This window comes from Bacillus sp. BC08 (assembly GCF_054326875.1).
In genome coordinates this window covers 389,348-409,370 of sequence record NZ_JBTGPA010000027.1, presented here as the reverse complement: position 1 = coordinate 409,370, position 20,023 = coordinate 389,348, and the positions used below count along the sequence as shown (strand labels likewise).

General features: G+C 35.0%; 20 protein-coding genes and 1 pseudogene. 16 read left to right on the top strand and 5 right to left on the bottom strand.

The window, feature by feature from the left end; genetic code table 11:
- The first annotated feature begins 48 nt into the window (after positions 1 to 48).
- The 4 genes from ACXVYO_RS08290 to ACXVYO_RS08275 all read left to right on the top strand — a co-directional run bounded on the left by ACXVYO_RS08290 (position 49) and on the right by ACXVYO_RS08275 (position 4,759).
- On the top strand, positions 49 to 1,176 hold the full coding sequence (locus ACXVYO_RS08290; protein WP_458466643.1) for an alkene reductase: 1,128 nt from the start codon (positions 49 to 51) through the stop codon (positions 1,174 to 1,176).
- A 67-nt stretch (positions 1,177 to 1,243) separates the two neighbouring features.
- Positions 1,244 to 2,818, top strand: coding sequence for a glutamate synthase-related protein (locus ACXVYO_RS08285; RefSeq protein ID WP_458466642.1), 1,575 nt, complete (start codon positions 1,244 to 1,246; stop codon positions 2,816 to 2,818).
- 369 nt (positions 2,819 to 3,187) lie between these two features.
- Entirely contained in the window at positions 3,188 to 4,126 is a 939-nt protein-coding gene (locus ACXVYO_RS08280) for a ring-cleaving dioxygenase (protein ID WP_458466641.1), read from the top strand.
- A 24-nt stretch (positions 4,127 to 4,150) separates the two neighbouring features.
- Positions 4,151 to 4,759, top strand: a complete 609-nt coding sequence (locus ACXVYO_RS08275; protein ID WP_458466640.1) for an alpha/beta hydrolase — start codon at positions 4,151 to 4,153, stop codon at positions 4,757 to 4,759.
- A 43-nt stretch (positions 4,760 to 4,802) separates the two neighbouring features.
- Here ACXVYO_RS08275 and ACXVYO_RS08270 read toward each other — a convergent pair whose 3' ends face one another.
- The gene (locus tag ACXVYO_RS08270) at positions 4,803 to 6,335 is read right to left on the bottom strand and encodes a BA3702 family sensor histidine kinase (protein ID WP_458466639.1); all 1,533 of its coding nucleotides are present in this window, start codon (positions 6,333 to 6,335) and stop codon (positions 4,803 to 4,805) included.
- Between the two features lie 235 nt (positions 6,336 to 6,570).
- Here ACXVYO_RS08270 and ACXVYO_RS08265 point away from each other — a divergent pair, with 235 nt between their 5' ends.
- A complete protein-coding gene (locus ACXVYO_RS08265) occupies positions 6,571 to 6,942 on the top strand; it encodes a VOC family protein (RefSeq protein ID WP_458466638.1) in 372 nt (123 codons plus the stop codon).
- Positions 6,943 to 6,962: 20 nt separating this feature from the next.
- On the opposite strand, the gene ACXVYO_RS08260 is transcribed toward ACXVYO_RS08265, so the two are convergent.
- The gene (locus tag ACXVYO_RS08260) at positions 6,963 to 7,802 is read right to left on the bottom strand and encodes a YitT family protein (protein ID WP_458466637.1); all 840 of its coding nucleotides are present in this window, start codon (positions 7,800 to 7,802) and stop codon (positions 6,963 to 6,965) included.
- Between the two features lie 96 nt (positions 7,803 to 7,898).
- Between ACXVYO_RS08260 and ACXVYO_RS08255 the strand changes: the two genes are divergently transcribed.
- The 4 genes from ACXVYO_RS08255 to ACXVYO_RS08240 all read left to right on the top strand — a co-directional run bounded on the left by ACXVYO_RS08255 (position 7,899) and on the right by ACXVYO_RS08240 (position 11,371).
- Complete coding sequence (locus ACXVYO_RS08255; RefSeq protein WP_458466636.1) at positions 7,899 to 8,720, top strand: protein phosphatase 2C domain-containing protein; 822 nt, start codon at positions 7,899 to 7,901, stop codon at positions 8,718 to 8,720.
- A gap of 13 nt (positions 8,721 to 8,733) precedes the next feature.
- Complete coding sequence (locus tag ACXVYO_RS08250) at positions 8,734 to 9,192, top strand: peptidoglycan recognition protein family protein (RefSeq protein WP_458466635.1); 459 nt, start codon at positions 8,734 to 8,736, stop codon at positions 9,190 to 9,192.
- 11 nt (positions 9,193 to 9,203) lie between these two features.
- Positions 9,204 to 9,455, top strand: coding sequence for a DUF2164 domain-containing protein (locus ACXVYO_RS08245; protein WP_001983516.1), 252 nt, complete (start codon positions 9,204 to 9,206; stop codon positions 9,453 to 9,455).
- 437 nt (positions 9,456 to 9,892) lie between these two features.
- Positions 9,893 to 11,371, top strand: coding sequence for a DUF4822 domain-containing protein (locus tag ACXVYO_RS08240; protein WP_458466634.1), 1,479 nt, complete (start codon positions 9,893 to 9,895; stop codon positions 11,369 to 11,371).
- Between the two features lie 135 nt (positions 11,372 to 11,506).
- On the opposite strand, the gene ACXVYO_RS08235 is transcribed toward ACXVYO_RS08240, so the two are convergent.
- The gene (locus ACXVYO_RS08235) at positions 11,507 to 11,710 is read right to left on the bottom strand and encodes a CsbD family protein (protein ID WP_458466633.1); all 204 of its coding nucleotides are present in this window, start codon (positions 11,708 to 11,710) and stop codon (positions 11,507 to 11,509) included.
- Between the two features lie 171 nt (positions 11,711 to 11,881).
- A complete protein-coding gene (locus ACXVYO_RS08230) occupies positions 11,882 to 12,694 on the bottom strand; it encodes a GNAT family N-acetyltransferase (RefSeq protein ID WP_458466632.1) in 813 nt (270 codons plus the stop codon).
- Between the two features lie 152 nt (positions 12,695 to 12,846).
- Here ACXVYO_RS08230 and ACXVYO_RS08225 point away from each other — a divergent pair, with 152 nt between their 5' ends.
- From ACXVYO_RS08225 to ACXVYO_RS08195, 7 genes and pseudogenes are all read left to right on the top strand, one after another.
- Positions 12,847 to 13,050 carry a hypothetical protein gene (locus tag ACXVYO_RS08225; protein ID WP_000810212.1) on the top strand — a complete coding sequence of 68 codons (204 nt, stop codon included), beginning with the start codon at positions 12,847 to 12,849 and terminating at the stop codon, positions 13,048 to 13,050.
- Positions 13,051 to 13,053: 3 nt separating this feature from the next.
- Positions 13,054 to 13,158: pseudogene (locus ACXVYO_RS08220) on the top strand (GNAT family N-acetyltransferase); the annotation flags it as partial.
- A gap of 344 nt (positions 13,159 to 13,502) precedes the next feature.
- Positions 13,503 to 14,291, top strand: a complete 789-nt coding sequence (locus ACXVYO_RS08215) for a helix-turn-helix domain-containing protein (RefSeq protein WP_458466631.1) — start codon at positions 13,503 to 13,505, stop codon at positions 14,289 to 14,291.
- 168 nt (positions 14,292 to 14,459) lie between these two features.
- Entirely contained in the window at positions 14,460 to 16,073 is a 1,614-nt protein-coding gene (locus ACXVYO_RS08210) for a long-chain fatty acid--CoA ligase (RefSeq protein ID WP_458466630.1), read from the top strand.
- 123 nt (positions 16,074 to 16,196) lie between these two features.
- Entirely contained in the window at positions 16,197 to 16,772 is a 576-nt protein-coding gene (locus tag ACXVYO_RS08205; RefSeq protein ID WP_001093321.1) for a biotin transporter BioY, read from the top strand.
- A 65-nt stretch (positions 16,773 to 16,837) separates the two neighbouring features.
- On the top strand, positions 16,838 to 18,301 hold the full coding sequence (locus tag ACXVYO_RS08200) for an acyl-CoA synthetase (protein ID WP_458466629.1): 1,464 nt from the start codon (positions 16,838 to 16,840) through the stop codon (positions 18,299 to 18,301).
- A complete protein-coding gene (locus ACXVYO_RS08195; protein WP_458466628.1) occupies positions 18,294 to 19,385 on the top strand; it encodes an acetyl-CoA C-acyltransferase in 1,092 nt (363 codons plus the stop codon). Before ACXVYO_RS08200 ends, ACXVYO_RS08195 begins: the two co-directional genes overlap by 8 nt.
- 7 nt (positions 19,386 to 19,392) lie before the next feature.
- On the opposite strand, the gene ACXVYO_RS08190 is transcribed toward ACXVYO_RS08195, so the two are convergent.
- Positions 19,393 to 19,974, bottom strand: a complete 582-nt coding sequence (locus ACXVYO_RS08190; RefSeq protein WP_458466627.1) for a DUF6434 domain-containing protein — start codon at positions 19,972 to 19,974, stop codon at positions 19,393 to 19,395.
- Positions 19,975 to 20,023: the final 49 nt, after the last annotated feature.

The following is a 20,023-nucleotide window of genomic DNA, read 5'->3' as shown; positions in this document are numbered from 1 at the left end:
AGTAAGTATGATGCGATTGTAGTAAGAATTTTTTTAGGGGGAAGAAAAATGACAAGTTCAAATAATAAAGCAGCAAGTATTTATGAAGGAACAAATATAAACGCTTGGGGATCTTTTGAAAATATTGAAGAAACAAAGTTGTTTAATCCGATTCAAATTGGATCTTGGTCTCTTCGTAATTGTATAGCAATGGCACCGATGACTAGATGTTTCGCAAATCATGAAACGGGAGTAGTTGGTACTGATGTCGTTGAGTACTATAGAAAGCGTGCAGCTGATGGAGTTGGATTCATTATTACAGAGGGAATCGTCATTAGCCCAAGAGCAAAAGGAAATCCGGGAGTACCAGGAATTTATACACAAGAACAAATTGATTCGTGGAAGCCTGTTACAGAGGCAGTACATAAAGAAGGCGGAACGATTATTGCTCAAATATGGCATGTTGGACGTATGAGTCATCACGAAATAATTGGTGGGCAAATGCCGCAAGCACCGTCGGCTATTGCTGCAGAAGGAAATGTTCCACGTTTTCGTAAACCGTTTGATACGCCAGAAGCAATGACGTTAGAAGAAATACAAGAAGTGATCGGTCAATACGCACAAGCTGCGAAAAATGCGATCGAAGCTGGATTTGATGGAGTAGAAATACACGGTGCACACGGATATTTAATCGATCAATTTACTTATGAGTTTGCAAATAAGCGTACTGATAAATACGGCGGAGACTTAAAGGAAAGGTTAACGTTTATGAAAGAAGTAACGGCGGCTGTGATAGAAGCTGTTGGAGCTAATAAAACACTTCTTCGTTTCTCTGCTTTCAAAGGTGATAATCCTACTTATATGTGGGAAAACCCTGAGCTTGCAATTGAAACGTTTGTAAATATGTTCAAAGAAGTTGGGTTAACGATGATTCACCCTTCAACGATGAATTATGCCGCAGTTATTGCTGACGGAAAGAATTTTCATCAATTAGTAAGAAAATATTGGGATGGTACGATCGTAGGAGTAGGGAATTTAAATCCGAAAGAGGCTGAAGAAGCGTTGCAAGAAGGAACAATTGATGTAGCGGCATTCGGAAGACCTTTAATTGCTAATCCAGATTTTGTTCATCGAATTAAAAATGCTGAAAGTTTAGTTGAATATGATGCGAAAGAGCATCTTGCTACATTAATTTGAATAAAGATAAAAGGAGAACACATCAGGTGTTCTCCTTTTATTATGGATTTTCATAGGAGGAAGCGGGATGAGTGAAACGCTACTCGTTATTATTAGTATATTGCTCTTATTAATGCTACTATTAATCATTTTTTTTATTATTACATTTTTTATTAAAAAACGGACGCATCATTCTATATTAAAGCTACATCCATACTTAGGAAGAATGCGTTATTTACTTGAAAAGATAGGCCCGGAATTTAGGCAATATTGGTTTGATCATGATACGGATGGAAAGCCTTTTTCACGTTATGATTTTCAAAGTGTAATGTTTTTAGCAAAGTACCGTTCTGAAATACTCGGTTTTGGATCAAAACGAGATTTTGATGCATCTGGCTATTATATTGCTAATACATTATTTCCGATATTAACAGAAGAATTAAGTGTGAATGTAGCGCAAGAACGTGAAGGGAAAAAGTATGTGATTCATAAAGAAGGGTTATTTTCAAGAAGAGAAAAATTGACAGCGGATACAACGAATCTTTGGTTATATGAAGAAGATGATGCGGTTATCGTCGGTGAAAATCGTAAATATCCATGGAAACTGTATGGCATGTTTGGAGCATCAGCAACTTCTTACGGTGCGATTGGCGAAAATTATATTTTAGCGAGTGGGTTTGGCGCGAAGATGGCTGGCGGTTCGTGGATTAATACGGGAGAAGGTGGTGTAATACCGGAGCATTTACATACAGGTGCAAATATCGTTGCGCAAATTGGTCCGGGTTTATTTGGTTATCGTGATGAGGATGGTAATTTTTCAATGGAGCAATTCATGGAGAAAGCGAAAGAAAGCAATATTAAAGCATTCGAATTGAAATTTGGGCAAGGGGCTAAAATACGTGGCGGTCATCTAGAGGGACAAAAAGTAAATGAGAAAATTGCTTCTGTTCGAAATGTACGAGAAGGAGAAACGATTAATTCACCGAATCGATTTTCATTTTTAAATAATGCAGCAGATACACTTTATTTTATTCAGCAATTGCAAGAAACCGGCGGTAAACCTGTCGGTATGAAAATTGTAATTGGGCAGCAGGAGCCGTTGGAAGATTTATTCAAATCGATGAACGAGTTAAACATCTATCCAGATTTTATTACAATAGATGGTTCAGAAGGTGGATCAGGTGCAACGTATAAATCGATGGCAGATAGTATGGGGATGCCGCTTATTCCAGCGTTACTGACATGTATTGATACAGCGAATCATTATGGTGTTCGGGACAAATTCAAAGTGTTTGCTTCAGGGAAATTAATTACACCAGATAAAGTGGCAATTGCTTTAGCTATTGGTGCAGATGCTATAAATTCAGCACGCGGATTTATGATGGCAAGTGGCTGTATAATGGCGCTTCAATGTAATTCGGGGCAATGTCCGTCTGGTGTGGCGACGACGAATCCGCATTATCAAAAAGCGTTAGATCCGTATGAGAAGAAATGGCGCGTAATGAATTATGTTGTTAGTATGAGATATAGTTTGTTCTCACTTGCGGCAGCAGCGGGAGTAAAGAGTCCACGCCATTTAACGAGAGAGCATATTGTGTTTAAAGATGAGGCTGGACGGATAGTTCCTCTTTCAGAATTGTTTCCTATAGTAAATAGAAGGTAAGCTATGAACAGTTATACGAAATAATTAACAAAGAGAGTAAACTAAACTGGTGTTTACTCTCTTTTTATTTAAAATGAAGGAATTATTGACAATAAAAAATAAGTAACTTATAATAAATCTTGAGTTCGAGATAAACAATAGTTCAAATCAAGATTTATTGTGATTATAGAATGAGAAAATATTTTTTGTATATTATCTCGAATTCGAGATAATTTCTATAGGTTAGACGTTAATGTGTAATTTTATAATTAATATCTCGAATTCAAGATAAAATCATAACGATGGATTTTACTTTGCAGTATGGACAAAATGAATAATGAATTTGAATGTATAAAAGTTTTTAAAATGAATTAAAAAGGGGCGGAGAAAATGGAAAAGAAAACGATGGGAATTCATCACATTACAGCAATTGTAGGACACCCACAAGAAAATGTAGATTTTTATGCTGGTGTGTTAGGTTTACGTTTAGTGAAACAAACAGTGAATTTTGATGATCCAGGCACGTACCATCTTTATTTTGGTAATGAAGGAGGAAAGCCCGGAACAATTATTACGTTTTTCCCATGGGCAGGTGCTCGTCAAGGTATTATTGGTGACGGTCAAGTAGGAATCACTTCTTATGTCGTACCAAAGGGCGCAATGGGGTTTTGGGAAAATAGATTAGAAAAATTCGATATTTCGTATACAAAAATGACTCGATTTGGAGAGCAGTATTTAGAATTTGATGATCCACATGGTTTGCATATAGAATTAGTCGAAAGAGAAGAAGGCGAACTAAATAATTGGAGTTTTGGAGAAGTTACACCAGAAGTAGCAATTAAAGGATTTGGCGGTGCTGTTCTTTTATCTGCACAACCTCAAAAAACTGCTGAATTGTTAGAGCATGTTATGGGTCTTGAGAAAATTGGAGAAGAAGGTGAATTTGTTCGATTCCGTTCTTCTGCTGATATTGGAAATATTATCGACTTGAGATTATCAACAATCGGGCGTGGCCAAATGGGTGTTGGTACAGTTCATCATATTGCTTGGAGAGCGAGTGATGATACTGATCAATTAGATTGGAAAGAGTATGTGTCTCGTTTTGGATATCACGTAACTCCTGTACAAGATCGAAATTATTTTAACGCAATTTATTTTAGAGAACACGGGGAAATATTATTTGAAATTGCAACAGACCCTCCTGGTTTCGCTCATGACGAATCATTAGAGACGATGGGTGAGGAATTAAAGTTACCGGAACAATATGAATCACATAGAAAACAAATTGAACAAACACTTCTATCATTTGAAGTGAGAAATTTAGATTAAAGTAATTGAAAGGGGAAAAGAATTATGATGAAACATGTTTTTCAAAAAGGAAAAGATACGTCAAAACCAGTGTTGTTATTACTTCATGGTACAGGAGGTAATGAATTAGATTTATTACCACTTGCAGAAATAGTTGACCCAGAAGCATCTGTATTAAGTGTTAGGGGGAATGTATTAGAAAATGGCATGCCACGTTTCTTCCGTAGATTGGCAGAAGGTATTTTTGATGAAGAGGATTTGATTTTCCGTACGAAGGAATTACATGAGTTTTTAGATGAAGCTGCAAAAACATATGAATTTGATAGAAATAATATTGTAGCTATCGGTTATTCAAATGGAGCAAACATTGCTGCAAGCTTATTATTCCATTACGAAAATGCATTAAAAGGCGCTGTGCTTCATCACCCAATGGTGCCTAGAAGAGGAACACAATTGCCTAATTTAGCAGGGAAATCTGTGTTTATCGCTGCTGGGAAAAATGATCCGATTTGTTCATCAGCAGAGTCAGAGGAATTGAAGGTGCTATTAGAAAATGCAAACGCTAATGTAACAATGCATTGGGAAAATAGAGGGCATCAATTAACAAAGGGTGAAGTAGAAAAAGCGAAAGAATGGTATGACAAAGCATTTTAAAAAAGAAGCATCTGCTAACAGTTAGCAGATGCTTCTTTTTTATTTACGACTGGATTGAAAGATGAGATGAAGAAAGTGGTAGCTGAATATCAACGATCGTACCTTTATTTAATTCGCTTGAAATGTGTAATTTACCATGATGTTCTTCAATTATTTTGTAACACATCATTAACCCTAGTCCTGTTCCCTTTTCTTTTAAACTGTAAAATGGTTCGCCTAGGCGAGAGATACGATCTTCTGGGATACCGCAACCTTCATCAATAATCCGTATTAAAATAAAGGTATCATCTAATGGTTTTGTTTGGATGTAAATATTTCCGCCATTTGGCATCGCTTCTATCGCATTTTTTAATATATTTATAAAAACTTGTTTTAATTGGTTACCATCACATTGAATATCATGTTTGTAATCAAAATGATCCATAATAATATGAACACTATGCATAATAGCAGTTGGTAAAATAAATGTAACTACCTCTTCAATTAAAGCTTGTATGTTACAAGTTTGGACAGATAATACTTGTGGTTTAGACATCGCCATAAATTGACTAGTGATAGATTCCATCTGTGAAATCTCACTTAACATAACATCAATATACCATTTCTGCTCCTCATTTATTTCAGGGAGTAGCAATGTTAGAAAACCTTTTAGAGAAGTGAGTGGATTTCGAATTTCATGGGCGATTCCAGCTGTCAGTTGTCCGACTACTGCGAGTTTTTCTGATTTTCGTAATAACTTTTCCGTTTCTTTTAGCTCGGTAACGTCTCTGCCCATTACGATAAGACCTTTTCGCGAGCCGTCAGGATGATAAAGTGGAACTTTCGATATACTTAAGATTAGATCGAAATCATCTCTATGAATAATAAATTCCTCACCGTGAAGAATTTGTCTTTGTTGCCATGCTAGTTCATCGACTTCTTCACAATGTAAAAAAGCTTCTCGGTACGCTTCGTTATATTGAATGAGTTCCCTATCTTTTTTCCCGTGGTAAGGTACATGATGGAAATTGAAGCAAGAAAGTGCATAGTCATTTGCTTCAAGCCAGCGCCCTTCATGATCCTTAAATATAACAAACGCAGGCATGGAGTCCACTAATGTACGTAATCTCTTCTCACTTTCTTTTAGCATATTCTCAATTCTTTCTGACTTTTCAAGAGGTTTCATAATGGCATATACGCCAGTTAGACGGTTTTGGACAAAAATAGGAACTAGTTTTGTTACGACGTCTAATAAGAATCCATTTTTATGATAAATAGATAAAATATACTCTTGTTGATTATTCGCTTCCGTATTCTTTATATTGTGTAATACTTGTTCAGAAATATGAGCTTCTAAAATAGAGGTAATATGCTTCTGTTCTAATTCTAAAGAAGAGTAACCTAATATTCTTTTTGCAGAAGGATTTATATGTAGAATAACTCCCTCTAAATTTAATGAAATAATACTATCAGGATTGTGTTCAAACAGAGATGCGTACATTTCTGTTAATGAACGATCTTGTGTATGGTTTCGCAAACGTCTAGAAATGTTCGGATGACGTTTTCTTTGAGTTGATGAATATTTTTTACGACTCATAATAGTTCCTCCGTACAAATAGCATCTAAAAAGATTTGTCTATTCATAACTATAATATAGATGTAATGTGTATTTCTATAAAAAATGGAAGTTATATAATAAATTTTGTTTTCTTTATTTTGGAAAAGTGCGTATAGGGTGGTAATAAGGGGAGCTTATATTGTTTTATAAATCTTATGTAAGTTACAAAAGTATGGTTTCCTTATAACATTAGGATAGAAGAGGGGGAGAGAAAATGAAAAATTATATTCAAGGCATTGATCATGTGCAAGTAGCTGCGCCTGTAGGGTGTGAGGAAGAAGCACGAGAGTTTTATAGTGAAAAAATTGGTATGGAGGAAATACCGAAACCAGAGGAATTAAAGAAGCGTGGTGGGTGCTGGTTTAAGTGTGGAAATCAAGAGCTTCATATCGGAGTTGAGCAAAACTTCAATCCAGCTAAAAAGGCGCATCCAGCTTTTTATGTTTTAAGAATAGATGAATTTAAACAAGAGTTAATAAAGCAAGGTATTGAAGTAATAGATGATCATGCACGACCAGATGTAATTAGATTTTATGTGTCAGATCCGTTTGGCAATCGAATTGAATTTATGGAAAATAAAAACTAGGTGGAAATCTACCTAGTTTTTTAACCTTTTCTAAACAATCCTAATACTTCAACCGTTTCTGTAATGTTTACGAATGCATGAGGGTCAATTTCAGAAATTGTTAATTTCATACTTGCTAATTCTTCGCGAGAAACGACTGTCATAAGTACACGTTTTTTTTCGCTGGAATAAGCACCTTCGCCATCAAGTAATGTAATTCCACGTACAACAGTTGAAAGAAGTTGTTTTTTCATTTTTTCTGCTTCATTTGTTACAATCATAAGTGTAACCTTTCGATGTTTCGTATGTATAGCATCGATGACTTTACCAGTTACATAAATTGAAAGTAAGCTTGTAAGAGCAACATCCCAAGTGAAGAAGAATCCTGCAATGACTACAACGACTGTATTTAAAATAATAAGAAATCCGCCAAGTTTAATATCTCTTTTGCGAGACAACAACATACCGATAATATCGAAACCACCAGTTGATCCATTACAGTTAAAAACAAGACCGATACCAGCTCCGGCAATGACACCACCAAAGATTGATGATAAAAGTGGATCTGTTGCTACGACTTTCACTGGAACATAGTATAATGCAACAGATAATACAATAACAGAGATAATCGTGTTAAAAATGACTTTTTTTCCAAGACCTATGTATCCTAAAATAAGGATAGGTAAGTTTAATACAAAGTTAATAATACCTGTGTTTACAGGAGTTACAATCCCTAAAATAATAGCAATTCCGCCAATTCCACTACTTAAAATTTTGTGGGGGATAAGGAAAAGATTAAAGGCAATCGCAATAATAATAGAACCAATAATAACACCAAGAAATCTGACCATCTCTTTCCCGTCCTTCACTAAAAAATTCATATTATTTCAAGATTATATATGATATTGAAAGTTTTGGGTAAAAACAGTTTATTTTGGAAAATTAGATTAATCAAAAGAATTTGAGTATTATATCATTTGGAAGGGGATACAGTTGTGAAGATAAAAACATATCAACAGAAAAGCCCGTTGAAGCAAGAATGTGAGGACTCTTATTTTTGTAATGAAGAAAAAAAGATTTATGGTGTATGTGATGGGGTAACACCACTCGTCCCGTTTCGTGATGAAAAGGGACATAATGGAGCATACATCGCTTCACATTTATTTGCAAGTTATTTTAATTCATTACGCGAAAATCATAGTTTACAAGTTGCCGTTGCAAAAGCAAATGAAGCATTGCAAAGAAAAATGTTAGGCTATGAAGTAGACACGAGAAAAAAAGAGCATTTGTGGTGCACATGTATCGCGGCAGTTCAAATAGTTGGTGAGAAAATTGAATATGCACAATTAGGGGACTGTATGATTGTTGCAATTCTTCAAAATGGAACGATGCAAGTATTAACGAAAGACACGGTTGAAGGAATTAGTAAACGAGCAAAAAAGAAAAGAGAAGAAGATCGTAAAAAGGGGCTATCTGTACCGGAAGAACATGTTTTTCAAGATGTGCGGGAACAGTTAAAATACAATCGTTATCTTGCAAATGTGCAGGGTGGGTATTCCGTTGCGAATGGAATGAAAGAAGCGATTCATTATTTACAGCATGGGGAATTACATATAGATGAAGTGAGTGGGATTTTTATTTGTTCAGACGGATTATTCCACCCAGATTGGCCACTGGAACAAACTGTTGCATATATAAGAAAGAATAGTATGAAGGAATATGTAGCAATTATTGAAGAGCTAGAAGGGGAAAAGAGAATACGACCAGATGATAAAACAATTATGATGATTGATTTGTAAGGGGGATGTTCAAATGGAAATTAAATGTGTTAATTTAACATTTCAAGATGAATTAGTTCCTTTAGAAAAAGTGAATAAACTGATTATCCACCATACATCCGAAGATGGATGGGATGTGTATAAAACACATGAATTTCATCAAAAAGTAAGAGGGTGGAGTGGGATCGGTTATAATTATTTTATTGAAGAAGATGGAACTGTGGTCGAAGGACGAGGTTTACATATTGGAGCACATGCGAAAGATAATAATAGAGAGACAATTGGAATATGTATGACGGGTAATTTTGATAAATATGATCCCACTACCGCACAAATGAATGCATTATATTCTTTATGTAAAATGTTTATAAAGCAGTTTGCTATAAAGAAAGAAAATATACTCGGTCATAGGGAGCTAGAAGGTGTTACAAAAAGTTGTCCTGGAAAGCGTTTTTCTATGGTAGAGTTAAGAAACGTACTATCTTACATATAGAGGAGTAATAAATGATGATGAATATAAAAATACCAAATGATAAAAAAGAAGAGCTAGTAGCACAAATTCAGCAATTTTTCGTTGAAGAAGATTTAGATGAAATTGGGCGTTTTCAAGCAGAACGTTTAATAGAAGAAATGATTAAATTAGTAGGACCGTTTGCATACAATCAAGCAATTGGAGATGCTAGAAAGCTTGTAACAGAGAAATTATCTAATATTGAAGAAGATTTGTATGTGTTAGAGAAGAGTGAAGGGAAGTAAACTTTCGCCAATTATAAAATAAGTATTTGCCACGGTTTCTTTCCGATGTTTTGTTTGGAAAGGACCGTGAAATTGTTTTTGACCATATAAAATAAGCTTTTTCTTTTTTACCAAAAGGGATCCCAGAATTTTAAAAACGTTATTCTTTCTTAACAATCTAGATGAGAAAGAATAACGTTTTTTTTGATTGAGATTAAAAATATATTATCTTAATTTTATCTTTTTTTAATAATTTATTTATGGGCAATTTATAGTTGCTATTTATAATTCCTATATATAGCAGCTATGGATACTACAAAGAAGAAATTTGGATGTGTAACACTTTGTATCCAATTAGCTGTAATCAAAATTTATAACATGAATTGCTCACATAGAATCTTCTTTTGAAAGAAAAGTGGTGTAATTCTTTGTTAAATGAAAGAAGGGATTGGGAAGGTATGAATAAAACAATTTTAAAAACATGTATTATATCAGCAGTTTTAGGTGGAAGTCTATTAAGTGGAACGAATGGAGAGGTGAAAGCGGAAGCAGTTACACCAAAAACGAATCATACTGGTGTATTCAAAGATGTTCCAAAGGGGCACTGGGCATATGAGGCGATTCAGCAATTAACAGGTGAGAAAATCATTTTTGGCTATGATGATGGAAGATTTGGTTTTGGAGATAACGTAACACGCGAACAGGTTGCAGCTTTAATGTATCGTTATTTTAGTATGGAAGAAAACAAAAATTATCAAAACCTATACGGTGACGTAAGTGAAGATTCAACAAGCTATATAAAGGAAATTTTATCTTTAACAGAAATGGGTGTGTTTACGGGTGATGAGCATGGGAACTTTAGACCGAAGGCATCCTTAACACGTGCAGAAATGGCACAGGTTCTTACAAATGCTTTTCATTTAAAGGCAAAGAGTGATCACACTTTTAATGATGTTTCATCGAACTCATGGGCAAGAAACGCAATTAGTGCTATTCAAACAAATAATATTGCAAAAGGAGTAGGACAAGGGAAATTTGCTCCAAGTATGGATGTGACGCGTGAACAGTACGCACAATTTTTATACAATGCAATACAAGAAACGAAAAAAACTCAAGAAACGAAAGGGCAGCTACTGGCCAGCATACTTGGTGAAACAAATTGGCAAGGGACAAAAGTCTATGACAAAGATCATAATGATGTAACGAAAGAGAATCAAAATTTCATTGGGCTTGCAAAATATGATGTTAAAACTGCAAGGTATGAATTTTTTAATGCAAATACAGGAGAGAGTCGTAATGATAGCGGTACCTTTTTTATAACGAATGATGGAAAGAAAAGAGTGCTAATTTCTGAAACGAAAAATTATCAAGCTGTTGTTGAATTAACGCAATTAGATAAGGAGAAATTTACATATAAAAGAATGGGGAAAGATGCAAAAGGAAACGATGTAGAAGTGTTTGTTGAACATGTTCCTTACCATGGAAAAGAACTTTCTTTCACGCGACCTGATAAAAGTTTAGAAAGCTCGACGGGGAAAATAGTTACAAACGTTGATGGAGATGAAATTTTATCTAGTACACTATGGAACGGAACGGTGGTATTAGACGAACAAGGTAATAACGTAACAAAATACAACTCAAACTTAATCAGTCTAGCAAAATACGATAAAAATACAAATAAATACGAGTTCTTCAATGTGAATACAGGAGAAAGTCGTGGAGACTATGGTTTCTTTGATGTTGTACATGGTAATAAAATAAGGGCTCATGCTTCGTTAGGAAATAATAAATATGGTGCGGTCCTTGAACTTACAGAGTTAAATAAAGAGAAATTTACGTATACAAGAATCGGGAAAGATGCGAATGGAAAAGATATAAAAATCTTCGTTGAGCACGAACCGTATACAGGTGACCTAAAACCAAATTTCACAAAGTAAGATGTAAAATAGTTGTTTATAGACAAAAAGATGCCTTCAGGCATCTTTTTGTCGTTTTAAAATGATTTTATGGCAAATATAAAATACAAACTATAGTAACTTACCACTTGCACCACCATACATTTTCGTTCTTTTTTATTTATGCTCTTTATATTCATTAAATTTCTCTTTTACATTACCGACAGTATCTTTAGCAGTGCCTTTTACCTTATCCCATTTTCCTTCAGCTTGTAATTTTTTATTGTCAGTTACTTTCCCAACAACTTCTTTTACTTCGCCTTTTACTTTATCAATAGCACCTTCTACTTTTTCTTTTAAACCATGATCATGTTTAGTCATACATTTCTCCTCCTTGTAGTTTGATTAGAATTCACTTTTCATATTGCAAGTTGAATGATGTATCTAGTAATAGCGTAACAAATCTAGTATGGATATTCAAATGATTGATAGGATAGAAAAGGAATTGTCATAGAATGTATAAGATTGTAATGAAAGGAGAAAGAATGTTAATTATATTTCTTTTGTAGTCCATATTGATTTTGTATAAGCAATTTTCATATGGGCACGTTCCATATTATTTTGACTGCCGCTACCGAACCTTGCTTGTCCAACTATTAAATTACAATTGGATTCAATAGCTGTTTCAATTCGTTTTTGAATTAATGCAGTATGACAGCCTTTACGTTGAAATTCTGGCAAAGTAGCAGATGAAGCTAATGAAGCAACGCCGTTATTTATATAGAGAACCCCTATACTAGCAGGAGTGTTTTGAAATTCGGCTATGAAAAAATGCCAGCCGGGTTTATTGTAGAGAATTTCGTTATTTTGACGGACGCCATCTTTTGTAAAGGATGGCATATTAAATCCGCATACATATATGTCTGCAAAAATATGAAATTCATTTTCTTTCAGTGGACGTACTGAAATGTTAGAAGAAAGCAGGGATGGATCTTCTCTCGGTATACTATATAAAGCGGTATGGAAGCTGGATTGGTAAAATCCTTTTTGAGATAAGTATTGAAATAATTCAGCTGTACCTTGAGCGGGTGTAATTTCAAAACGACAAGGGATTTGTAGCGATTGATAATAAGAGATGATTTCATCTATCTTATCTGTATTTGTAAATGTAGTACCTTTTACGGTATTAAAAGCAGGACCAGCAATTATTTTTGATGAAAAGGCAGTGGCGTTCCCAAATTTTTTCATTTGTATTTGCATTGGATTTTTAGCTAACGCTTGTAATGCTTTCAGTCTAGAAGAGAGCATATGTATTTCTGCGTTTTCTATTTCTTGTGCTGTATTGAGCGTCATAATTGTACTCATATAATTCCTCCGTCAGTAAATATATTTCATAGTACATATACGATGTTTGTTCTGAGATTCCTGTTGAAATGTAAGAGAATAAGAGGTTTTTTGGAAGGGAAATGGAAGTGAACTGTCGAAGGGAGTGAAAACAGATTAAAGGTGGTGCTCTCATGAAACAGAAAGACGTGCAGACATGCTCTAATTGTGGTTCTCAAAACATAGGAGAAGGTGAGTTTGTCGGGTATGCACAAATACGGAAAAAGGAGACGATGTTCACATCTTCACCAGTAGATGCTTATATTTGTACAGATTGCGGAAATGTCCTTTTATTAAAAGTACGACATTATGAAAAGTTCAAGCAGAAGCCGTTATGATTATTGAAAAGTGTTTTTATTAAGGAATTTAATAGGAGTAATATTTTACATATATATGAATATGCCTTATATAAAGAGATGACAACATATACTGTGTGGGATGCTTATTAATCGTTGCACAACATACAAAAATGTATAGAAGAAATTGTGAATTAATATGAGAAAGAAAATTAGCTCTTCTTGGAATATTTCATATCGAAAACTCCTTTAAATGAATAAGGGAGTTTTTATTTTTTTCGTAACAATAATTACCTTTAATTGTTATAATTGGTTATCGAGATAGAGTGTTTTTATTCACACCATAATCATAGAAGAAAACTAGCTAAATCGTATAAAAACCCGCTGTATAACACAATCGCAACCGTAAGTTGACAAAGTGCAACCGCAGGAAGATAGAGATAAGGGTAATGTTTACATACAATTTAGTTAAGAAAACAAAGGGGGACACACATATGGGATTTGGTGAAAAGCTTTTTAAATTAAGAAAGGAAAAGGGCCTTTCTCAAGAAGCATTAGCTGAAAAATTAAACACAACAAGGCAAGCGGTTAGTAAATGGGAAAACGGTCAAGGTTTTCCTGAAACTGAAAAGTTAATAATGATTGGAAATGTATTTGAAGTATCACTCGACTATTTATTAAAAGAAACTGCTGAGCAAGGTAATGAAAATGTGGATGGCTATTATGTAAGTCAGGAAATGGCAGAAGGCTATATAGTGTACGGGCAAAAGATTTCAAAATATATAGCGTTAGGATTTAGTTTGCTCATTTTATCTACAATACCGTATTTATTATTTAAAGAAAATGCAACAATGTCGACATTCCTTGTCATTATCATTGCTGTCCTTGGAATTGGAGCAATGATGGTACCTGCAACGATAGAAGAGAGTCGATACAATGTATTGAAAAAAGAAGAACTACTATTTGATCAAAACTTTCTAAAAGAATTGACAAACAGATATGCGAGTATTAAGAAGAGATATGCTGCAGTGATGATTGTTGGATTTTGTTTTATAGCTGCAGGCGCAATACCGTTTTTGTTTGAGGAAAAAAATATCACTTCAGGAGAATTAGTGCAGTATTATCCGTACTGTGTTGTACTTATTGCAATTGGAGTCTATCTTTTTGTTCGTGTTGTAGGAGTGTGGGAGATATATCGAATTTTAGTAGAAAATAAGGAATACAGTAATCGTTTTATTTTTAAAATGAAAAAGAAAGTAAGGAAAAAGGTAGATAGTTTATAAAAAATAAAAAACATGTTCCGAATCAACGTATTCAAAACATGTTTTTTATCATTTTGAATTATTTCCAAAGAAATAATTCAGAAAATACAGAAAAATGTCGTAATTATTTGCGGAAGTCTGTTATAATAAACGAAAAATGAAAACGCTTTAAAGGGGGATATAACCAATATGATGATGAATGTACCGCTAACAATTAGTTCTATGATGGAAAGAGCAGAAAAACTGTTTTCAAAGAAAGAAATTGTTTCACGGACACATGATACAGTTACGACGTTAACGTATAAGCAGTTAGGTGAAAGGACGAGAAGGCTTTCCAGTTCGTTAAAAAAATTAGGAATTAAAGAAGGCGAGCGTATAGGAACGTTAGCGTGGAATCATCATCGACATGTGGAAGCGTATTTTGCTATTCCTGGTATTGCTTCCGTTTTACACACAATTAATATTCGTTTATCTCCTCAACATATTTCATACATTATTCAGCACGCAGAAGATCGAATTCTACTTATTGATGAAGATCTCGTACCGCTCGTTGAAAAAATTCAATCACAATTATCAACTGTACAAGCCTATATTATTATGACTGATAAAGATGAACTCCCAGACACTACACTGGAGCCTGTATATCATTATGAAAAGCTATTAGAAGAAGGCGATCCAACTTTCCAATTTGTTAAAGATATTGATGAAAATACACCTGCTGGTATGTGTTATACGTCAGCGACTACAGGAAACCCAAAAGGTGTTGTATATACGCATCGTAGTACTGTTTTGCATTGTATGGCACTCGGCTTAGCGGATACAGCTGCTTTATCGGAAAGTGATGCGGCAATGGCGATTGTACCGATGTTCCATGTGAACGCTTGGGGGCTTCCTTTTGCAGCTACTTGGTTTGGAACTAAACAAGTTCTGCCAGGACCAATGTTTACTCCAAAAATTTTATTAGAGATGATTCAAGCTGAAAAAGTAACGATAGCAGCAGGTGTGCCGACGATTTGGCTCGGTGTATTACAAGAGTTAGAAAATAATAGTTACGATTTATCTAGTATAACGAGAATATTATGCGGTGGTGCTGCTGCACCGAAAAGCGTTATTAAAGCATTTGAACAAAAATATAATGTTCCTTTCGTACATGCATATGGTATGACTGAAACAAGCCCACTCGTAACACTTGCACGTTTAAAAAGTTATGAAACAGAATTATCATATGAAGAGCAATTAGAAATCCGCTCAAAACAAGGATATCTTGTCCCTGGTGTAGAGATGAAAGTAGTCGGTACAAACGGTGAAGTGAAGTGGGGTGGTACTGAGATGGGAGAGTTATGTTTACGAGCACCTTGGATCGCTGAAAGCTATTATAACGATGATCGTACTGTCGAAGGATTCCGAGACGGTTGGTTATATACTGGTGATGTTGTTACAGTTGATGAGGAAGGCTGCGTGAAAATTGTTGACCGTACGAAAGATGTTATTAAAAGCGGAGGTGAGTGGATTTCTTCAGTTGACCTTGAAAATGCATTAATGGCACATGATGCTATATTTGAAGCAGCTGTCGTTGCCGTTCCTCATCCGCAGTGGCAAGAGCGACCAATTGCCTGCGTCGTTCAAAAGAAAAATAGTACAGTAACAAAAGAAGAACTATATGAATTTTTAAAACCACAGTTTGCGAAGTGGTGGTTACCAGACGATATTGTATTTATGCAGGAAATTCCGAAAACATCTGTTGGGAAGTTTTTAAAACAGGCGCTTCGGAAAGAACTTGAGCATTTGCATAAAGAGAAATAATTGAAAAAATATTTGTAAACCTATATTTAAAATAAGTTGACAAAAACTAAGTAGAAAGATAATATAACTCCTATAATATGTTATCTAAAAATCATTTTAAGTTTACAAATAGGAGAAGCAAATATGAATACAAAAAACTTAGTTTTCGTCGCTTTATTTAGTTCTATTATGGGAGTGTTAGGGTTAATACCTCCAATTGCTCTTGCTATTACACCAGTTCCGATTACATTACAATCACTCGGTGTTATGCTTGCTGGTGGATTGTTAGGATCACGTCTTGGTGCGTTAAGTCAGCTTATTTTCTTACTTATAGTTGGAGTTGGAGCGCCATTACTTGCTGGTGGACGCGGTGGTCCAGGCGTATTTGTTGGGCCAAGTGCAGGATATTTACTCGGTTATATCGTTGGAGCGTTTGTCATTGGTTATTTAATTGAGCGTTTACGTGAAGTTTCTATAATAAAGGTATTATGTATTAATATAATTGGTGGTATTTTCGTAGTTTATGTATTTGGTATTATTGTACAAGCTTTCTTTATGGATGTTTCTATATGGCAGACGATGAAAGTAAGTGCCGTATTTTTACCAGGTGATTGCATAAAAGCGATTATAGCAGCGATTCTTGTAACGAAATTACATCGTTCATTGAAACATATTATTACGCCTGCTCTAAAGAGTGGGAAATATACAAATGCAGGATAAGAAAGAGAAGAAACACGTTCATTGCGTGTTTCTTTTTATTATTTTGTAGAGAAAGGACAACTTATATGGGAATTACAAAAGAATATAAAAAACATCTCTCTATACAATCAAATAAAATAGCGATAAAGGAAAATGATCGAATTTTAACATATAAAGAATGGTTTGAGTCAGTGTGTAAAGTAGCAAACTGGTTGAATGAAAAAGAATCGAAGAATAAAACGATAGCAATTGTATTAGAGAATAGTATAGAATTTTTACAACTATTTGCTGGTGCTGCTATGGCCGGATGGGTTTGTGTGCCATTAGATATAAAGTGGAAACAGGATGAGCTCAAAGAAAGAATTGCAATCAGTAATCCGGATATGATTGTGACAGAGCGATATAAGGTAAATGATTTACCGGATGAAGAAGAAAGAGTAATAGAAATTGATGAGTGGAAAAGTATGATAGAGAACTACCTGCCTACATATTATCCTATAGAAAATGTGCAACATGCTCCGTTCTATATGGGATTTACATCAGGATCGACTGGGAAGGCGAAAGCATTTTTACGTGCACAACAATCGTGGGTTCATAGTTTTGATTGCAATATAAAGGACTTTCATATGAAAAAAGAAGATTCTATTTTAATAGCTGGGACGTTCGTTCATTCTCTTTTCTTATATGGCGCAATAAGTGCGTTATATGTAGGGCAAACGGTGCACGTTATGAGAAAGTTTATTCCAGATCAAGTGTTGGATAAGTTAGAAACGGAACATATCTCGGTCATGTATACAGTTCCGACAATGCTAGAATCTTTATATAAAGAAAATAGAGTAATAGAAAATGAAATGAAAATTATTTCTTCAGGAGCGAAATGGGAAGCTGAAGCGAAAGAAAAAATAAAGAGTATATTTCCTTATGCACGAAAATATGAATTTTACGGTGCATCGGAACTAAGTTTTGTAACAGCACTTGTTGATGAAGAGAGTGATAGAAGGCCAAATTCAGTAGGGAAACCTTGTCACAATGTGCAAGTTCGAATATGTAATGAAGCAGGAGAAGAGGTACAAAAAGGCGAGATTGGAACTGTTTATGTGAATAGTGATCAGTTTTTTATGGGATACATATTGGATAAGGTTTTAGTTCCAGAGTTGACTGAAGAAGGTTGGATGACAGTACGAGATGTAGGTTATGAAGATGAAGAAGGCTTTATTTATATTGTCGGTAGAGAGAAGAATATGATTTTATTTGGAGGAATTAATATTTTTCCAGAAGAAATAGAAAGTGTATTACATGAACACCCAGCTGTTGATGAAATAGTTGTAATTGGTGTGAAAGATAGTTACTGGGGTGAAAAACCTGTCGCCATCGTAAAAGGAAGTGCTACGAGGCAACAATTAAAAGGTTTTTGCTTACAACGATTATCCTCTTTTAAAATACCGAAAGAATGGCATTTTGTAGATGAAATACCGTATACAGATAGCGGGAAAATCGCTCGTATTGCAGCAAAAAATATGATTGAAAACCGGGAGAAGATATATGAATAGAGCAGTTATTGTAGAAGCAAAAAGGACACCTATTGGTAAGAAGAATGGGATGTTGAAAGATTATGAAGTTCAGCAATTAGTAACGCCGCTTCTTACGTTTTTAAGTAAAGGAATTGAGAGAGAAATAGACGATGTCATATTAGGGAATATTGTGGGGCCGGGAGGGAATGTTGCAAGATTATCTGCCTTAGCGGCAGGACTTGGCTATCATATTCCTGGTGTAACGATTGATCGGCAATGTGGTGCGGGTTTGGAAGCGATTCGCACCGCATGTCATTTCATTCAAGGCGGGGCAGGTAATTGTTATATTGCAGGAGGAGTAGAGAGTACAAGTACATCACCTTTTCAAAATAGAGCGCGATTTTCACCAGAAACAATTGGAGATCCTAATATGGGAGTGGCGGCTGAATATGTTGCAGAGTGTTATAATATAACGCGAGAAATGCAAGACGAGTATGCTTGCATTAGTTATAAACGGACACTGCAAGCATTAGAAAATGGATATTTACAAGATGAAATACTTCCGTTTAATGGCTTTTTTGACGAAGCTATAAAACGAGAAATGAAGTATGAAAGAATGATTAAAAGAACTAAGCCCGTATTTTTACAAAATGGTACAGTAACGGCAGGTAATTCGTGCGGTGTAAATGACGGAGCATGTGCTGTTCTTGTAATGGAAGAGGTGCAAGCCCGAAAACTAGGATACAAGCCTGTTCTTCGTTTCGTCCGCAGTGCTGTAGTTGGAGTGGATCCAAACCTTCCGGGGACTGGTCCTATATTTGCGGTGAACAAATTATTAAACGAAATGAATGTAAAAATAGAAGACATCGACTACTTTGAAATAAATGAAGCATTCGCCTCAAAAGTTGTTGCCTGTGCAAAGGAGTTACAAATTCCGTACGAAAAACTAAATGTAAATGGTGGGGCAATTGCGCTCGGTCATCCGTACGGTGCATCTGGAGCTATGCTTGTAACACGTTTATTTTATCAAGCGCAAAGAGAGCATATGAAATATGGAATTGCGACGTTAGGAATTGGTGGTGGAATAGGGCTTGCGCTATTATTTGAGAAAGTAGAAAACTAGAAAGGGACTAGTTTTCTATTTTGTGAGGAACATAAGCATTGCTACCAGGTTTTGCTTTTATTTCATTCCAAGCGGCGATAGCATCAGCTTTTGATTTTCCTTTATTATTTGGATCTTCGAAAAAGTCGCGAGTGAAACGATTGTATTCAAACTGCGCGCTAATAGTTGTTTTGTATGTAGGATCTTTTTTTCGTTCGTTTTCTTCATACCAAAACGTTATCGCGTCTTCATATGTTTTTCCAACATTCTCTTTAAAAAATTTTTGAAGAGCTACTGTAAAGCGGAAGTTTACTCCGATTTTTTCTTTGAAAAAAGCACGAACATCTTCGCTACAGCGGTGATTGTTAGTAATAATCGTTTGAAGAGAAAGTTCTTTATAAGAGAGAGAAGCTTTACTCACCTTTTGACTAGAGCTGTTTTTTAATATTTTACCAGTATGTAAATAATGTGAGGTACGCTCAGTTATTTCAATCTTAGAGCCACTAGCTGGCAAACCATGCTCACGGCAAAATGCTTGGAGTTCTGCTTTTAACCAATAAAAGTTTTGGAAATCTTCAAGTGATATAGACTTTGTTAAAGGTGGACGCATAGATGTAACAACTTCTTTCTTCCATAATTTTCTTTAATTATAAAACATA

Excerpts from the sequence above, each read along its gene's own strand:
- ACXVYO_RS08260 (WP_458466637.1), bottom strand. The coding sequence starts at position 7,802 with ATGAATTTTTTAGTGAAGGACGGGAAAGAGATGGTCAGATTTCTTGGT.
- ACXVYO_RS08200 (WP_458466629.1), top strand. The coding sequence starts at position 16,838 with ATGGGAATTACAAAAGAATATAAAAAACATCTCTCTATACAATCAAAT.
- ACXVYO_RS08225 (WP_000810212.1), top strand. The coding sequence starts at position 12,847 with ATGAAACAGAAAGACGTGCAGACATGCTCTAATTGTGGTTCTCAAAAC.
- ACXVYO_RS08205 (WP_001093321.1), top strand. The coding sequence starts at position 16,197 with ATGAATACAAAAAACTTAGTTTTCGTCGCTTTATTTAGTTCTATTATG.
- ACXVYO_RS08270 (WP_458466639.1), bottom strand. The coding sequence starts at position 6,335 with ATGAGTCGTAAAAAATATTCATCAACTCAAAGAAAACGTCATCCGAAC.
- ACXVYO_RS08215 (WP_458466631.1), top strand. The coding sequence starts at position 13,503 with ATGGGATTTGGTGAAAAGCTTTTTAAATTAAGAAAGGAAAAGGGCCTT.
- ACXVYO_RS08290 (WP_458466643.1), top strand. The coding sequence starts at position 49 with ATGACAAGTTCAAATAATAAAGCAGCAAGTATTTATGAAGGAACAAAT.
- ACXVYO_RS08250 (WP_458466635.1), top strand. The coding sequence starts at position 8,734 with ATGGAAATTAAATGTGTTAATTTAACATTTCAAGATGAATTAGTTCCT.
- ACXVYO_RS08190 (WP_458466627.1), bottom strand. The coding sequence starts at position 19,974 with ATGCGTCCACCTTTAACAAAGTCTATATCACTTGAAGATTTCCAAAAC.
- ACXVYO_RS08280 (WP_458466641.1), top strand. The coding sequence starts at position 3,188 with ATGGAAAAGAAAACGATGGGAATTCATCACATTACAGCAATTGTAGGA.
- ACXVYO_RS08235 (WP_458466633.1), bottom strand. The coding sequence starts at position 11,710 with ATGACTAAACATGATCATGGTTTAAAAGAAAAAGTAGAAGGTGCTATT.
- ACXVYO_RS08230 (WP_458466632.1), bottom strand. The coding sequence starts at position 12,694 with ATGAGTACAATTATGACGCTCAATACAGCACAAGAAATAGAAAACGCA.
- ACXVYO_RS08195 (WP_458466628.1), top strand. The coding sequence starts at position 18,294 with ATGAATAGAGCAGTTATTGTAGAAGCAAAAAGGACACCTATTGGTAAG.
- ACXVYO_RS08245 (WP_001983516.1), top strand. The coding sequence starts at position 9,204 with ATGATGATGAATATAAAAATACCAAATGATAAAAAAGAAGAGCTAGTA.
- ACXVYO_RS08285 (WP_458466642.1), top strand. The coding sequence starts at position 1,244 with ATGAGTGAAACGCTACTCGTTATTATTAGTATATTGCTCTTATTAATG.
- ACXVYO_RS08210 (WP_458466630.1), top strand. The coding sequence starts at position 14,460 with ATGATGATGAATGTACCGCTAACAATTAGTTCTATGATGGAAAGAGCA.
- ACXVYO_RS08265 (WP_458466638.1), top strand. The coding sequence starts at position 6,571 with ATGAAAAATTATATTCAAGGCATTGATCATGTGCAAGTAGCTGCGCCT.
- ACXVYO_RS08240 (WP_458466634.1), top strand. The coding sequence starts at position 9,893 with ATGAATAAAACAATTTTAAAAACATGTATTATATCAGCAGTTTTAGGT.
- ACXVYO_RS08275 (WP_458466640.1), top strand. The coding sequence starts at position 4,151 with ATGATGAAACATGTTTTTCAAAAAGGAAAAGATACGTCAAAACCAGTG.